The sequence below is a fragment of the Caulobacter sp. X genome (assembly GCF_002742635.1).
Taxonomy (GTDB): domain Bacteria; phylum Pseudomonadota; class Alphaproteobacteria; order Caulobacterales; family Caulobacteraceae; genus Caulobacter.
In genome coordinates this window covers 2,378,118-2,393,623 of the sequence record NZ_PEGF01000001.1, presented here as the reverse complement: position 1 = coordinate 2,393,623, position 15,506 = coordinate 2,378,118, and the positions used below count along the sequence as shown (strand labels likewise).

The 15,506-nt window shown below is 67.4% G+C and carries 14 protein-coding genes; 13 read left to right on the top strand and 1 reads right to left on the bottom strand.

Going from position 1 to position 15,506, the window contains the following annotated elements; all coding sequences use genetic code 11:
• Positions 1–20 precede the first annotated feature (20 nt).
• On the bottom strand, positions 21–554 hold the full coding sequence (gene ppa, locus CSW60_RS11090; RefSeq protein WP_099537290.1) for an inorganic diphosphatase: 534 nt from the start codon (positions 552–554) through the stop codon (positions 21–23).
• Positions 555–792: 238 nt separating this feature from the next.
• Between ppa and rimP the strand changes: the two genes are divergently transcribed.
• The 13 genes from rimP to CSW60_RS11025 all read left to right on the top strand — a co-directional run bounded on the left by rimP (position 793) and on the right by CSW60_RS11025 (position 15,477).
• Positions 793–1,368, top strand: a complete 576-nt coding sequence (rimP, locus tag CSW60_RS11085) for a ribosome maturation factor RimP (protein ID WP_099537652.1) — start codon at positions 793–795, stop codon at positions 1,366–1,368.
• Positions 1,369–1,370: 2 nt separating this feature from the next.
• Positions 1,371–3,026, top strand: coding sequence for a transcription termination factor NusA (gene nusA, locus CSW60_RS11080; RefSeq protein WP_099537289.1), 1,656 nt, complete (start codon positions 1,371–1,373; stop codon positions 3,024–3,026).
• A 67-nt stretch (positions 3,027–3,093) separates the two neighbouring features.
• The gene (locus tag CSW60_RS11075) at positions 3,094–3,741 is read left to right on the top strand and encodes an RNA-binding protein (protein WP_099537288.1); all 648 of its coding nucleotides are present in this window, start codon (positions 3,094–3,096) and stop codon (positions 3,739–3,741) included.
• Between the two features lie 291 nt (positions 3,742–4,032).
• On the top strand, positions 4,033–7,080 hold the full coding sequence (gene infB / locus CSW60_RS11070; protein ID WP_201723012.1) for a translation initiation factor IF-2: 3,048 nt from the start codon (positions 4,033–4,035) through the stop codon (positions 7,078–7,080).
• Positions 7,081–7,194: 114 nt separating this feature from the next.
• Positions 7,195–7,710: a DUF2939 domain-containing protein gene (locus CSW60_RS11065; protein WP_099537286.1), complete on the top strand. Its 516-nt coding sequence runs from the start codon at positions 7,195–7,197 to the stop codon at positions 7,708–7,710.
• The gene (locus CSW60_RS11060) at positions 7,707–8,270 is read left to right on the top strand and encodes a hypothetical protein (RefSeq protein WP_099537285.1); all 564 of its coding nucleotides are present in this window, start codon (positions 7,707–7,709) and stop codon (positions 8,268–8,270) included. The genes CSW60_RS11065 and CSW60_RS11060 overlap by 4 nt, the downstream gene beginning before the upstream one ends.
• Positions 8,271–8,328: 58 nt before the next feature.
• Positions 8,329–9,114, top strand: coding sequence for a dienelactone hydrolase family protein (locus CSW60_RS11055; RefSeq protein ID WP_099537284.1), 786 nt, complete (start codon positions 8,329–8,331; stop codon positions 9,112–9,114).
• A gap of 239 nt (positions 9,115–9,353) precedes the next feature.
• Positions 9,354–9,800 carry a 30S ribosome-binding factor RbfA gene (gene rbfA / locus CSW60_RS11050; RefSeq protein WP_099537283.1) on the top strand — a complete coding sequence of 149 codons (447 nt, stop codon included), beginning with the start codon at positions 9,354–9,356 and terminating at the stop codon, positions 9,798–9,800.
• Between the two features lie 2 nt (positions 9,801–9,802).
• The gene (truB, locus tag CSW60_RS11045) at positions 9,803–10,735 is read left to right on the top strand and encodes a tRNA pseudouridine(55) synthase TruB (RefSeq protein ID WP_099537282.1); all 933 of its coding nucleotides are present in this window, start codon (positions 9,803–9,805) and stop codon (positions 10,733–10,735) included.
• A gap of 14 nt (positions 10,736–10,749) precedes the next feature.
• Positions 10,750–11,019, top strand: coding sequence for a 30S ribosomal protein S15 (gene rpsO, locus CSW60_RS11040; protein WP_099537281.1), 270 nt, complete (start codon positions 10,750–10,752; stop codon positions 11,017–11,019).
• A gap of 246 nt (positions 11,020–11,265) precedes the next feature.
• Positions 11,266–13,407, top strand: coding sequence for a polyribonucleotide nucleotidyltransferase (gene pnp / locus CSW60_RS11035; RefSeq protein ID WP_099537280.1), 2,142 nt, complete (start codon positions 11,266–11,268; stop codon positions 13,405–13,407).
• A gap of 137 nt (positions 13,408–13,544) precedes the next feature.
• The gene (locus tag CSW60_RS11030; protein WP_099537279.1) at positions 13,545–14,429 is read left to right on the top strand and encodes a hypothetical protein; all 885 of its coding nucleotides are present in this window, start codon (positions 13,545–13,547) and stop codon (positions 14,427–14,429) included.
• Positions 14,430–14,640: 211 nt separating this feature from the next.
• Positions 14,641–15,477 carry an alpha/beta fold hydrolase gene (locus CSW60_RS11025; RefSeq protein WP_099537278.1) on the top strand — a complete coding sequence of 279 codons (837 nt, stop codon included), beginning with the start codon at positions 14,641–14,643 and terminating at the stop codon, positions 15,475–15,477.
• Positions 15,478–15,506: the final 29 nt, after the last annotated feature.

Sequence of the window (15,506 nt, the reverse complement as noted above, 5' to 3'; positions counted from 1 at the left end):
GGGCGCCGGCCTTATTCGTATCAGTAGGTCTCGTTGTAACGCTTGATCGCCGCGCGGATGATGTCGGCGGTTTCGTCGATATCGGCCCAGCCGGTGATCTTGGTCGACTTGCCCTTCTCCAGGTCCTTGTAGTGCTGGAAGAAGTGGGCGATCTGCTCGGTCAGGATGGTCGGCAGGTCGCGCCAGCTGGAGACGCCCGTATAAAATGGGTGCAGCTTGTCGACCGGCACGGCCAGGATCTTCTCGTCCGAACCGGCCTCGTCGACCATCATCAGGGTGCCGATCGGGCGGCAGCGGATGATCGCGCCGGGCACCACCGGGGTCGGGCCCACGACCATGATGTCGGCCGGGTCGCCGTCATCGGCCAGGGTGTGCGGAATGAAGCCGTAGTTGGCCGGGTAGAACATCGCCGTGTGCAGGAAGCGGTCGACCATCAGGGCGCCGCTCTCCTTGTCGATCTCGTACTTCACCGGCTCGCCGCCCTGCGGGATCTCGATGATGGCGTTCAGATCGTAGGGCGGGTTCGCGCCGGTCGGAATCTTGGAGAGGTCCATTGTGACTCTTTGAATATTTGAGGTCCGCGAGGAGGCGGCCTGCGCGGACGGGCTTATAGGCCGAAATTGCTGCGGCGCGGAAGGGCCGAGCGTCGTCGGAGTCGACAAGCCTCCCCAATTCGCCTATAAACCATCCCACATCGTCCGTTAGCGCTAGATGGCGCTTTCGAGCGGCGGCCCGAAAGGCTGCCGCTTTTTGTTTGGCCGGTCGGCGACCGGCGAAGAGTTCGAGAGACACGTGCGCGGTAAGACGCAGGAAGACCGAGAGCTGATCGAAATGCTCGATCCCGTCGCCGAGAGCCTCGGCTACGAGATCGTCCGGCTGCGTCTGATGGGCGGCGCCGAGCAGCGCCGTCTGCAGATCATGGCCGAGCATCCGCTGCTGGAAGACGGCACGGGCGGCGACATGAACGTCGAGGACTGCGCCCGCCTGTCGCGCGCGATCTCGGAAGTGATGGACGCGGCCGATCCGATCGCCGGCGAATATACGCTGGAGGTGTCCAGCCCCGGCGTCGACCGCCCGCTGACCCGCCTGAAGGACTTCGAGGACTATGCCGGCCTTGAGGCCCGCATCGAGCTCGACCGCGTGGCCGAGGGCCGCAAGCGCTTCAAGGGCGAGCTGGCCGGGATCGAGGACGACCAGGTCGGTCTCAATATCGAGGGCGAGGACGACGTCACCGTCTACTTCCCCTTCGCCTGGATCATCGACGCCAAGCTCGTCATGACCGACACCCTGATGGAGCGGGGCGCCAAGCAGCGCGCCGCCCGTCTCCAATCCGACAACGACGACCTGTCCGAAAGTGAAGAGGACTGACCATGGCCATCGGCATCGCCGCCAACCGGCTTGAACTCCTGCAGATCGCCGACGCGGTCGCCCGGGAAAAGGGCATCGAAAAGGAAGTCGTCATCGAGGCCATCGAGGACGCCCTGCAGAAGGCCGCCCGCGCCCGCTACGGCGCCGAGCACGACATCCGCGTCAAGATCGACCCGCGCACGGGCGAAACGACGCAGAAGCGCGTGATCGAGGTCGTCGCCGACGACGCCGAGTTGGAAGGCGAGATCGGCAAGATGCCGCTGGCCATCGCCAAGCGCACCTGGCGCGACGCCGAGATCGGCAAGGTCTACGAAGAAGCCCTGCCGCCGTTCGAGATCGGCCGCGTCCAGACCCAGATGGCCCGCCAGGTCGTCATGCATAAGGTCCGCGAGGCCGAGCGCGAGCGCCAGTACGACGAGTACAAGGATCGCGTCGGCGAGATCGTCAACGGCAGCGTCAAGCGCGTCGAATACGGCAACGTCATCGTCGACCTGGGCCGCGGCGAAGGCATCATGCGCCGCGACCAGTCGATCCCGCGCGAGAACTTCAACGTCGGCGACCGCATCCGCGCCTACATCTACGACGTCCGTCGCGAGACCAAGGGCCCGCAGATCATGCTGAGCCGCGCGCACGGCGGCTTCATGGCCAAGCTGTTCGCCCAGGAAGTGCCGGAGGTCTACGACGGCGTCATCGAGATCCGCGCCGTGGCCCGCGACCCGGGCTCGCGCGCCAAGATGGCCGTCATCTCGAACGATTCGAGCATTGACCCCGTCGGCGCCTGCGTCGGCATGCGCGGCTCGCGCGTGCAGGCGGTCGTGGCCGAGCTGCAGGGCGAGAAGATCGACATCATCCAGTGGTCGGAAGACGAAGCCACCTTCATCGTCAACGCTCTGGCCCCGGCCGAAGTCTCCAAGGTCGTCATGGACGAGGAAGACGAGCGCGTCGAAGTCGTGGTGCCGGACGAGCAGCTGTCGCTGGCCATCGGCCGTCGCGGCCAGAACGTCCGCCTGGCTTCGCAGCTGACCGGCTGGCAGATCGACATCATGACCGAAAGCCAGGAGAGCGAGCGCCGTCAGCGCGAGTTCGCCGAGCGCACGGCCCTGTTCCAGGAAGCCCTGGACGTCGACGAAGTCATCGCCCAGCTGCTGGTCACCGAAGGCTTCGCCGCGGTGGAAGACGTCGCCTATGTCGAGCCGCACGAGATCGCCGCGATCGAGGGCTTCGACGAGGAAACCGCCGAGGAGCTGCAGGCCCGCGCTCGCGAATTCCTGGAAAAGGAAGCCGCCGAGCTTGACGCCAAGCGCAAGGCTCTGGGCGTCGAGGACGAGGTCCTGGCCATCGAGGGCGTGACCCTGGCCATGGCGGTCGCCCTGGGCGAAGGCGACGTGAAGACGGTCGAGGATCTCGCCGGCCTGGTGCCGGACGACATGCGCGGCTGGTTCGAGAGCAAGAACGGCGAGCGCGTGCGCGAGCCGGGCATCCTGGAAAGCTTCAACCTGTCGCCGGAAGACGCCGAGGCGCTGATCATGCGCGCTCGCGTCGCCATGGGCTGGGTCGAGGCGCCGCCGGAGCCGGAATACGAAGAAGCCGAGGGCGAATTCGATGGCGAGGCCGAAGAGGCTGTCGCCGAGGAAGCCGTCTCGGAAGAAGAGGCTTAAGCCTCTTCGGAGTTTGAAACGACGGCCTCGTGGAGCGATCCGCGAGGCCGTTCGCTGTTTGAGGATCATGACGGACCAACCGCCCAAGACCCACGCCGAAGCTAGCCGCCAGCGCAAGGACATCGTCCTGGGCGAGGCGACCGACGAGGCGCGCCTGATCCGCTTCGTGGCTGGGCCTGACGGGGCGGTGGTCCCGGACCTGGCGCGCAAGCTGCCGGGGCGCGGGATCTGGGTCGGCGCTGACCGCGACTCCGTTACGGCCGCCGCGAAGAAGGGCCTCTTCTCCCGCGCGGCCAAGGCCAAGCTGACCGCCGCGCCGGATCTCGCCGATCAGGTCGAGGCGCTGTTGGCCCGCCGCGTTCTGGACGGCCTGGGCCTTGCGCGGAAGGCGGGCGGCATTATCTCGGGTTACGAGAAGGTGGTCGCCGCCCTGGCTACGGGCAAGGTCGCCTGGCTGATCGAGGCGTCGGACGGCGCCGAGGACGGTCGCCGCAAGATTCTAGCCGCCGCTCGCAGGGCCGCCGTAGCGCCCCGTTTGCTGGGCGCGTTCAATTCAGACGAATTGGGTTTGGCCTTGGGCGGGGAGAATGTGATACACACCGCTCTCCTTGCCGGGCGCGGCATCGATCGCTGGACACAGGATGTCGAGCGTTTGTCAGGCTTCCGCCCGCTTTCGCCGCCCGAATGGTCGGTGAACGGACGCGGGGAAGGCTAGAGGTCTTCCGCCTTCGGCGGTCAAGAAGACCTCTAAGGACAGAGGCCAGCCTGTCGCCTTGATCGGCGCGCCGATCAAGACAGGCTCTAGGGCTTTTGCATCTCACCGGAGCTCTCCGGTGGAATGGAAAAGCTCTAGAATCTTTGAAGTCGGGCGCGGCTATTCGGGTCGCGCTCGTGAGTGAAGGGTCGGGAAACGCGCCTCCTTTTGGGGGTACGTCCAGGCCCCTTTCTCACATGGAAACATCGGTTTTTTAGCCAGGTACCGCCTGGCGGAAGTACAAGCGAGCGCATGAGCGACGAGAACGAAAACGGCCGACCCGGCGGACGAGCCCCGATCACGCTGAAGCCCCGCCAGGGCTCGGTGAGCGCCGGGGTCGTGAAGCAAAGCTTCAGCCACGGCCGGACCAAGACGGTGGTGGTGGAAACCAAGCGGACGCGTCCCCACGCGCCCGCGGGCGGCAATCTCGCCGCGCCGTCTTCGGCGGAACGTCGCCAGACAACGGACGCCCCGGCGCCGCGCTCGGCCCCGCCGCAAGGCGGTGGCGGCGGCGGTTCGACCGGCGGCCTGTCGCAGGAGGAGCTGCGCGCGCGTCAGCGCGCCATCGAGAGCGCCCAGGCCCGCGCCGCCGAGCAGGCGGCCGCCGAGGCCCGCGCTCGTCAGGCTCAGGAAGCCGCTCAACGCGAAGCGGCCGCCAAGGCCGCCGCCGAGCGCGCGGCCCAGGAAGCGGCCCGCGCCGCCTCGGCCCCGGCCCCGGCCCCGGCTCAGCCCGTTGCTCCGCCGCCGGTCGCTGCGGCCCCCGCGGCTCCGGCGCCCCAGGCTCCGGTCGCTCCGGCTCCGGCTCCGGTCAGCGCCGCGCCGACCGCGCCGCGCGCCGAAGCGCCGCGCCAGGACGCTCCGCGTCCGGCTCAGGGCCAGACCCGCACCTACGAGCCCAGCCGCGACCGTCGCGACGATCGTCCGACCACGACGACCTATCGTCCGGCTCCGCAAGGCGACCGCCCGTTCAATCAGCGCGCCCCGCGTCCCGACGCCGGCGCCAACTTCGGCCAGCGCGCGCCGCGTCCGGAAGGCGACCGCCCGCGCGGTCCGCGCCCCGACGGTGATCGTCCGCAAGGCGATCGCGGCGGCTATCGCGGCGACCGTCCGCAAGGCGATCGTCCGCAGGGCGACCGCCCGCAGCAGACTGTCCGCTACTCGGCCCTCGCGCCGCGTCCGGCGCCGGGCGCTCGCGGCCCCGGCGGTCCGCCGCGCGGTCCGCGTCCTGGCGTTCCGGCCTCGGCTCCCGCCACGCCGGAAATCCAGCGCGCCACGCGCTCGGCTCCGCGCCCCGGCGGCAGCGTCATGGATCGCCGTCCCGACGAGGACGATGATCGTCGCAAGAGCGCCGCGCCGAACAAGGCCGTCTCGCGCGTCAAGGGCGCGCCTCAGCGCCGCGAAGGCCGCCTGACCATCCAGGCCGTCGCCGGCGACGGGGATTCCGCCGACCGCATGCGTTCGCTCGCCTCGGTTCGCCGGGCCCGGGAGCGCGAAAAGGAAAAGCGCCGCGGCGGCGTGACCGAACAGGCCCGCGTTTCGCGCGAGGTCGTAATCCCGGACGTCATCACCGTGCAGGAGCTGTCCAACCGGATGGCCGTGCGTGGCGTCGACATCATCAAGTTCCTGATGCGTCAGGGCGTGATGCTGAAGATCAACGATGTCATCGACAACGACACCGCCGAGCTAGTGGCCACCGAGTTCGGCCACACCGTCAAGCGCGTGTCGGAAGCCGACGTCGAAGAGGGCTTCATCGGCGCCGACGATCACGACGACCACATGGAGCCCCGGCCCCCGGTCGTCACGATCATGGGTCACGTCGACCACGGCAAGACCAGCCTGCTTGACGCGCTGCGCTCCACGGATGTGGCGGCGGGCGAAGCCGGCGGCATCACCCAGCACATCGGCGCCTATCAGGTTCGCCTGAAGGACGGCCAGCGCGTGACGTTCCTCGACACGCCCGGCCACGCCGCCTTCTCGCAGATGCGCGCTCGCGGCGCCAACATCACCGACATCGTGGTGCTGGTGGTGGCCGGCGACGACGGCGTGATGCCCCAGACGATCGAGGCGATCAAACACGCCAAGGCCGCCGAGGTGCCGATCATCGTCGCCGTCAACAAGATGGACAAGCCGGGCGCGGACTCCACCCGCGTGGTCAACGAGCTGCTGCAGCACGAGATCGTCGTCGAAAGCCTGGGTGGCGACACCCAGCTGATCGAGGTCTCGGCCAAGGCCCGCACCGGCCTCGACGAGCTGCTGGAAGCGATCCTGCTGCAAGCCGAAGTCCTCGACCTGAAGGCCAACCCCGACCGCACCGCCGATGGCGTGGTGATCGAGGCCAAGCTGGACAAGGGCCGCGGCGCCGTCTCGACCGTCCTGGTCAACCGCGGCACGCTGAAGCGCGGCGACATCGTCGTCGCCGGCGCCCAGTTCGGTCGCGTTCGCGCGCTCCTCAACGAGCGTAACGAGCAGCTTCAGGAAGCGGGCCCCGCCACTCCGGTCGAGATCCTCGGCCTGGACGGCGTGCCCTCGCCGGGCGAAGCCTTCGCCGTGGTCGAGAACGAGGCTCGCGCTCGCGAGCTGACCGAATACCGCATCCGCCAGAAGCGCGAGAAGTCGATGGCCCCCGTGGGCGCCGGCGCCTCGATGGCCGACATGATGGCCAAGCTGCAGGACAAGAAGCTGAAAGAACTGCCGCTGGTCATCAAGGCCGACGTGCAGGGCTCGGCCGAAGCGATCATCGGTTCGCTGGACAAGATGTCGACCGACGAGGTCCGCGCGCGGATCATCCTGTCGGGCGCCGGCGCGATCAGCGAAAGCGACGTCATGCTGGCCAAGGGCGCTGGCGCGCCAGTCATCGGCTTCAACGTCCGGGCCTCGGCCCAGGCGCGCGCCCTGGCCGAACGCGAAGGGGTCGAGATCCGCTACTACGCGATCATCTACGACCTGCTGGACGACATCAAAGGCGTGCTCTCGGGCATGCTGGCCCCGATCCAGCGCGAAACCTTCCTCGGCAACGCCGAGGTCCTGCAGGCCTTCGACATCAGCAAGGTCGGCAAGGTCGCCGGCTGTAAGGTCACCGAGGGCGTGGTCCGCAAGGGCGCCAAGGTCCGGATCGTCCGTCAGGACATCGTGGTCCTGGAACTGGGCACCCTGCAGACCCTCAAGCGCTTCAAGGACGAGGTCAACGAAGTCCCCGTCGGCCAGGAATGCGGCATGATGTTCGCCGGCTTCCAGGACATCAAGGTCGGCGACGTGATCGAGTGCTTCACCGTCGAAGAGATCAAGCGCCAGCTCGACTAGAGCTGGTCGCGAGATCGGAAATGCCGAAGGGCGCGGATCGCAAGGTCCGCGCCCTTTGTTTTTGGCGGTCGTCGCAGACTGGAAATCGCCCCAATCCGGCGCTACGCCTTTGGCATGCGTATCAAGGCCCTCCTTGCTCTGACCGCCGTCGCCGTGTCCTTGACCGCCTGCGCCACGGCCGACCGCTATGACGCCGCAGGCGACGTCCACGACCTCTTGGTGGCGATCCGCGACAACGACCGGGCGCGGTTCGACGCCCATGTCGACCGCCGGGCCCTGAAGGGGCAGATCGAGGCCAGGCTGATGGACGAGGCGCGTCGGCGCGGCGGGTCCAGCGACGCCGTCGCCGCCCTGACCGCCCTGGCGGCGGGGCCGATCGCCGACGTTGCGGGCGAGGCCCTGATCCGGCCCGAGACCTTTCACGCGGCGGCGACCTATTACGGCTATACGCCCGACCGCCCGATCCCGGGTCGGGTCGCGATCGCCAGCGCCCTGCGGCCCGTGGGCGACGGTCGGGTCTGCGCGGCCAAGAAGGACGGGCCCTGCCTGCTGACCTTCACGCGCGAGGGCGCGACCTGGCGCCTGACCGGCTTTGACCCGCAGGCGGCGAACCTGCATTTGCGGCGATGATCAAGGCCGGCTGGGCCGGGGCGGCCCTGATCCTGATGTCGGCCTCGGCGGCCCACGCCGAGACGCGGATGTTCTCATACGACCCGATCTCGCCGGACGCCAAGCGGCTGACGGGCGCCGGGGTGACCATCCTGTTCAACCAGGGCCTGCTGGGCGGCGGGCGACCGATCAAGGTGCTGGCCACTGGCGTCCCGGCCGAGGCGCGGCTGAAGGATGGCCGCCAGAAGGACCTCGGTCCGGGCGGTCTCGGCGGCATTGAAGGCGTCGACACCGACGTCATGCTCTACGAGGTCGACGCCAGCGCGGCCCAGGGCAAGATCTATGTTCGGGCCTTCTGTCCCGGTTCGACGCGGCTTTGGCTGTCGTTCAGCACCATCGTGGTCCGGCGAGACCTGCGCATCCAGGCGTTCGGCGATGATCCCAAGGCGGCCGGCAAGGCGCGTCTGTGCGGCACGCTGGACTTCTCCTATCGCGGCGAGTGGCGCCTGCCCAAGGGGCGCGCCCCCGACCCGATGCAGGACTGGACCGACAACCCCCAGCATCCCGACACGTCGAACTGATCTGGCCGTCCAGGCGCATTCCAGTCTAGCCTTCGAGCGGGGCAGGGAGGGCGACACGATGCCGAACGATCCGCTGGCGGGGTTCGAGCGCTTCGACTTCGACGACGGCCGCTGGACGCGCGAGGTCTATCGCATCGGCGAGGGGCCGGCCGTGATCGTCATCCACGAGGTCCCCGGCCTGCATCCCGGCGTCCTGGCCTTCGCCCGCGACCTGGCGGACGCGGGCATGACCGCCTTCTGCCCCAGCCTGTTCGGCAAGCCTGGCAAGATCGTGACCCAGGGCTATGCGGCCCTCGAGATCCTCAAGAACATGTGCGTGCGCCGCGAGTTCAGCGTCTGGAAAGGCGGCCGCTCCAGCCCGATCGTCGACTGGCTGCGGGCCCTGGCGCGCGAGGTCCACGCCGAGTGCGGCGGCAAGGGCGTCGGGGCGGTGGGCATGTGCTTCACGGGCGGCTTCGCTCTGGCGATGATGACCGAGCCGGCCGTCGTGGCGCCGGTCATGTCCCAGCCGTCTCTGCCGTTCGCCGAGCGGGGCGGTCTCGACTGCTCGGCCGACGAACTGGCCTGCGCCAAGCGTCGGTTCAGGGACGAGGACCTGTCGCTGATCGCCATGCGCTTTAAGTCCGACAAGCTGGTGCCCGACGCCCGCATCGCCCGCCTGAAGGCCGAGTTCGGCGACAAGGTCGAGGTCATCGAGCTGGAAGACCACGACGCCGCGCCCGGCGTGCCGATGGCGCCGCACTCGGTGCTGACCCTGCACTTGCATCGCTCGATTCCCGACTGCGGAACGATGAAGGCCCGCGATCGGGTGATCGCGTTCTTCCGGGAGAGAACGGGAGCTTAATCCCCTCTCCCCCCTGCGGGAGAGGGTGGCTCGCGAAGCGAGACGGGTGAGGGGTTGAAGGGCCTGTCCGAATGAGCCGGCGCGACCCCTCATCCGGCCCTTTGGGCCACCTTCTCCCGCAGGGGGAGAAGAATGCCGTGCTGGACTTCCGCCCTCGACAGGCCTAGACACCGCGCCTTCCGATTTTCCCCGCGCACCGGCGTTCGACCCGCCGGCCGGGCCGCAAGGACGATCGCGCCATGAAGCGCCATGCCGACACCAAGAAGGGCGCCGCCGCCGGCCCCTCGCAACGCCAACTCCGCGCCGGCGAACTGATCCGCCACGCTCTCGTGGAGATCCTCCGCGAGGAGGAGCTGCAGGACGAGGCGCTGCACAACATCTCGGTCACCGTCTCCGAGGTGCGGATGAGCCCGGACCTCAAGCACGCGGTCTGCTTCGTCGAGCCGCTGGGCGCGGGCCTGACCGGCGAGGACACAACCGAGGTGATCAAGGGCCTGAACCGGGTCTCGAAGTTCCTGCGCGGCCGCCTGGGCCGCAGCATCGACATGAAGTTCACGCCGGATCTGAAGTTCATCCACGACGAGAGCTTCGGGACCGCCGCCTATATGGACAAGCTGTTCCTGGACCCGCGCGTTCAGCAGGATACGCGTCGCCTCTCGGACGTCCTCGACGAAGACGAGGACTAAGCATGGCGCGCCGCAAGAAGGGCGACGCCGTCTCGGGCTGGATCTGCCTGGACAAGCCCTACGACCTGACCTCGACCACGGCCGTCTCCCGGGTGCGCCGCGCGTTCAACGCCCAGAAGGGCGGCCACGCCGGCACGCTGGATCCGCTGGCCACCGGCATCCTGCCGATCGCGCTGGGCGAGGCGACCAAGACCGTCCCGTTCCTGATGGACGCCGACAAGGCCTATCGCTTCACGATCGCCTGGGGCCGCGACACCACCACCCTCGATCGCGAAGGCGAGACGACCGCGTCGTCAGACGTGCGCCCGACCCGCGAGCAGGTCGAGGCGGCGTTGCCGGCCTTCATCGGCGAGGTCGACCAGGTCCCGCCGAACTTCTCGGCCATCAAGGTCGACGGCGAGCGCGCCTATGACCTGGCCCGCGACGGGGTCGAGTTCGAGCTGCCGACCCGCAAGGTGACGATCTTCGACCTCAAGGTCGTGGACCAGCCGGACGCCGATCACATCACGCTGGAGATGGAGTGCGGCAAGGGCACCTACGTCCGCGCCGTGGTCCGCGACCTCGCCAAGGCGCTCGGCGCGTGCGGTCACGTGGCCGACCTGCGCCGGACCCGCGTCGGCGGCTTCTCGGAGGCCGAGGCGATATCGCTGGAAACTCTCGAGAATTTGAGCTATGAGGCCCGGCTGTCGGAGGCATTGCTTCCGGTCGAGACCGCGCTGGACGACATCCCGGCGTTGGCCGTGACCGATGAAGACGCCTTCCGGCTTGCACAGGGACGCGCCATCGTCCTGCTCCCAAGGCAGGTTGAAACGCTGAAAGCCGAGCTTCCGCCCGGCGATCGCACCGTTTCCGCCATGTCCGGCGACAGGCTGGTGGCCCTGTGCGAGATGCGCGCCGGGCGGCTCAATCCGGTGCGGGTCTTCCAACTCACCTGAGCGGAGACTAACCGATGTCGATCACTGTCGAGCGCAAGGCCGCTCTCATCGCCGAACACGCCCGCGGCGCGGGTGACACCGGCAGCGCTGAAGTCCAGGTCGCGATCCTCTCGGAACGCATCTCGAACCTGACCGAGCACTTCAAGACGCACAAGAAGGACAACCACAGCCGTCGTGGCCTGCTGAAGCTGGTTTCCCAGCGTCGCCGGCTTCTCGACCACCTGAAGAAGTCCGACGCCGGTCGCTATCAGTCCCTGATCGAAAAGCTGGGTCTGCGTCGCTAAGGCACAAGGTCCGCCGCCCCGCGAAAGCAGGGCGGCGGATCGCGTATTGGGAGCCCGGCGGCCGAGACAGGCCGTACGCCAGGCTCCAAAGGCCGCCCGCTCCAACTGGGCGTCCGATTGTCCGAGGGTTCACGTCCTCAAACCCGCCTGTCACACTGGATGAGGATCATCGGGCCGGCTTCCGTTAGCCGTCCGCCCCTGTCCGCCCCCGACGGGAATCCGCCCGCGGGAACCGAAAGAAGAAAAATGTTCGATATCAAGCGCAAGACGATCGAGTGGGGCGGCAAGACGCTGGTCCTCGAAACCGGTCGCATCGCCCGTCAAGCCGACGGCGCCGTCCTGGCCACCATGGGCGAAACCGTCGTCCTGGCCACCGCCGTGTTCGCCAAGACCCAGAAGCCGGGCCAAGACTTCTTCCCGCTGACGGTCAACTATCAGGAAAAGACCTTCGCGGCCGGCAAGATCCCCGGCGGCTATTTCAAGCGCGAAGGCCGTCCGTCGGAAAAGGAGACGCTGGTCTCCCGCCTGATCGACCGTCCGATCCGCCCGCTGTTCGTCAAGGGCTTCAAGAACGAAGTCCAGGTCGTCGTCACCGTGCTGCAGCACGACCTCGAGAACGATCCCGACGTCCTGGCCATGGTCGGCGCCTCGGCCGCCCTGTGCCTGTCGGGCGCCCCGTTCATGGGCCCGATCGGCGCCGCGCGCGTCGGCTGGATCAATGACCAGTACGTGCTGAACCCGACGCTCGACGAGCTGAAGGACAGCAAGATGGACCTCGTCGTGGCCGGCACGTCCGACGCCGTGATGATGGTCGAAAGTGAAATCCAGGAGCTCTCGGAAGAGATCGTGCTGGGCGGCGTCAACTTCGCCCACAAGGAAATGCAGCCGGTGATCGACGCGATCATCGAGCTGGCCGAGCACGCCGCCAAGGAGCCCTTCGCGTTCGAGCCGGAAGACACCGACGCGATCAAGGCCAAGATGAAGGACCTGGTGGGCGCGGACATCGCCGCCGCCTACAAGATCCAGAAGAAGCAAGACCGCTACGAAGCGGTCGGCGCGGCCAAGAAGAAGGCGGTCGAGGCCCTGGGCGTCTCGGAAGCCAATCCGACCGGCTACGACCCGCAAAAGCTGGCCGGCGTCTTCAAGGAGCTGGAAGCCGACGTCGTGCGTCGCGGCATCCTCGACACCGGCCTTCGCATCGACGGCCGCGACGTGAAGACCGTCCGTCCGATCCTGGGCGAAGTCGGCATCCTGCCGCGCACCCACGGTTCGGCTCTGTTCACCCGCGGCGAGACCCAGGCGATCGTCGTGGCGACCCTGGGCACCGGCGACGACGAGCAGTTCATCGACGCCCTGGAAGGCACCTACAAGGAATCCTTCCTGCTGCACTACAACTTCCCGCCCTACTCGGTCGGCGAGACGGGCCGCATGGGCTCGCCGGGTCGTCGCGAGATCGGTCACGGCAAGCTGGCCTGGCGCGCCGTGCGTCCGGTCCTGCCGACCAAGGAAGAGTTCCCCTACACGATCCGCCTGGTCTCCGAGATCACCGAGTCGAACGGCTCGTCCTCGATGGCCACGGTCTGCGGTTCGTCGCTGGCCATGATGGACGCTGGCGTGCCGCTGAAGCGTCCGGTTTCGGGCATCGCCATGGGCCTGATCCTGGAAAAGGATGGCTTCGCGGTCCTGTCGGACATCCTGGGCGACGAAGACCACCTCGGCGACATGGACTTCAAGGTGGCCGGCACCAGCGAAGGCATCACCTCGCTGCAGATGGACATCAAGATCGCCGGCATCACGCCCGAGATCATGAAGCAGGCCCTGGCTCAGGCCAAGGAAGGTCGCGCGCACATCCTCGGCGAAATGAACAAGGCCATGGACGCGCCGCGTGACGACGTCGGCGACTTCGCTCCGAAGATCGAGACGATCAACATCCCGACCGACAAGATCCGTGAAGTGATCGGTTCGGGCGGTAAGGTGATCCGCGAGATCGTCGCCACCACCGGCGCCAAGGTCGACATCAACGACGACGGCGTGGTCAAGGTCTCGGCCTCGGACGGCGCCAAGATCAAGGCCGCGATCGACTGGATCAAGTCGATCACGGACGAAGCGGAAGTCGGCAAGATCTACGACGGCAAGGTCGTGAAGGTCGTCGACTTCGGCGCCTTCGTGAACTTCTTTGGCGCCAAGGACGGCCTCGTCCACGTCAGCCAGATCAGCAACGAACGCGTCGCCAAGCCGTCGGACGTGCTGAAGGAAGGCCAGATGGTCAAGGTGAAGCTCCTGGGCTTCGACGACCGCGGCAAGACCAAGCTGTCGATGAAGGTCGTCGACCAGGAAACCGGCGAAGACCTGAGCAAGAAGGAAGCTCCGGCCGCTGAAGAGGCGTAAGCCTTTAAAAGCGATCGGTCTTTCCGAAGCGAACACAGGCGGGCGGCTCCGAAAGGGGCCGCCCGTTTTGCATTTCCGCCGTGACTTGTATTCCCCAATATGCAATCAATAGATGCATAGCAGGGGAGACTCGTCTAATGCGTAAGCACGCTCTCGTCGTCGCGGCGCTAGCCGCCGTCACGATCGCTTCGCCGCAGGCCCTGGCCTTCGGCACCATCCACGCCTTGGGTCAGAACGCCGAGCACGAGCGGATCACCCGCCAAGCCTTGGCGGGCCTGGGTTTCGGCGGCGACAGCCTGTCCGAACTGGCCGGCAAAACCGGAACCTTCGGCGCCGTCGGCGCGCCGGACAACCCGGCCCGCGGGCTGATGAGCAACAAGGCCGCCCATTGCGACGGCGGCGATTTCTTCAACAGCCCCGGCTACGCCCAGAGCCAGGGCGCCGCGCAGGCCCAGCTGACGGCCTGCCGCGACTGGATCATGTCCAACATCAACGCGGCGGTGAATGACGCCTCGGGACTGGTGAAGCCCAACCTGTCGCTGGACAGCACGAGCATCTTCGGCGGATGCACCTATAACGGCGTCAAGGGGCGAGCCAAGTGCAACGTCTTTGAGGACCTTGGTCTGGTCTTCCACGCCTCGCAGGACTTCTACTCGCATAGCAACTGGATCGACGCGCCGCGCCCGAACCCCAGCATCGCCAACCCAGCGGGACTGAACAACGCCGCGCCGGCCCCGTGGTTGTCGCCGGCCGGGGCGGCCTTCCCGGCCGGGCTGATCACCGGCTGCTATGACGGCTTCCCGGAGTCGGCCTACTGCAACGGCCGCATCAAGCACGCGGTGCTGAACAAGGACACCGCGGGGACAACGCGTGGCGACTATGTCAAGGCGATGAACGTCGCCGCTCAGGACACCCGCGCCAAGTGGTCTTACTTCGAAAGCCAGCTCGTGGCCCGCTACGGCCCGGCGCGGGGCCAGAAGATGATCTGCGTGATCAAGTCCGACAATCCTGGCGGCTGCTAACCGCGCCGGGCGTCTCCAGGGCCCTTCGAAGGTCCTGGAGACCGGATGGCTGGACCTGTGCAATCGGTACGCTCGCGGCTTTAGCGTGTGAAAGAATGGAAACAATGAGTTTCCATAGTTTCCGTATTCAATGTGATCTGCCGCGGGCATCTTCTGGTCATCGGAGCAACGGGACGGGCCGGAAGGCCTTCCGAACGAAGGGATCAGGATCATGAGCAGCGGCTTCTTCACCACCAACGACGGCGCGCAGATCTTCTTCAAGGACTGGGGTCCCAAGGACGCGCAGCCGGTCGTCTTCCACCATGGCTGGCCCCTGTCGTCGGACGACTGGGACGCCCAGATGATGTTCTTCCTGCTGAAGGGCTACCGGGTCATCGCGCATGACCGTCGTGGTCATGGCCGCTCCAGCCAGACCGACACCGGCAATGAGATGGACACCTACGCCGCCGACGTCATCGCCTTGGCGCGCCACCTCGACCTGAAGAACGCGGTCCACATCGGCCACTCCACCGGCGGCGGCGAAGTCGCCCGCTACGTGGCCCGCGCCGAGCCCGGCCGGGTCGCCAAGGCCGTGCTGGTTGGCGCCGTGCCGCCGATCATGCTGAAGACCGAGGCCAATCCGGGCGGCCTGCCGATGGAGGTCTTCGACGGCTTCCGCGCGGCGCTGCTGGCCAATCGCGCCCAGTTCTTCCACGACGTGGCGGCCGGCCCGTTCTACGGCTTCAACCGCGACGGCGCGAAGGTCTCGCCGGCCACCGTCGAGAACTGGTGGCGCCAGGGCATGATGGGTGGCGCCAAGGCCCACTACGACTGCATCACCGCCTTCTCGGAAACCGACTTCACCGAGGACCTGAAGGCGATCGATGTTCCGGTGCTGATCCTGCATGGTGAGGACGACCAGATCGTCCCGATCGCCGACAGCGCCGAACTGGCCATCAAGCTGGTCAAGAACGGCAAGCTGATCACCTATCCGGGCTTCCCGCACGGCATGGCCACGACCGAGGCCGAAACGATCAACCGCGACCTCTTGGCCTTCATCGAGGGCTAATCAGCCAGGATCCGTCATCCCGCGAACAG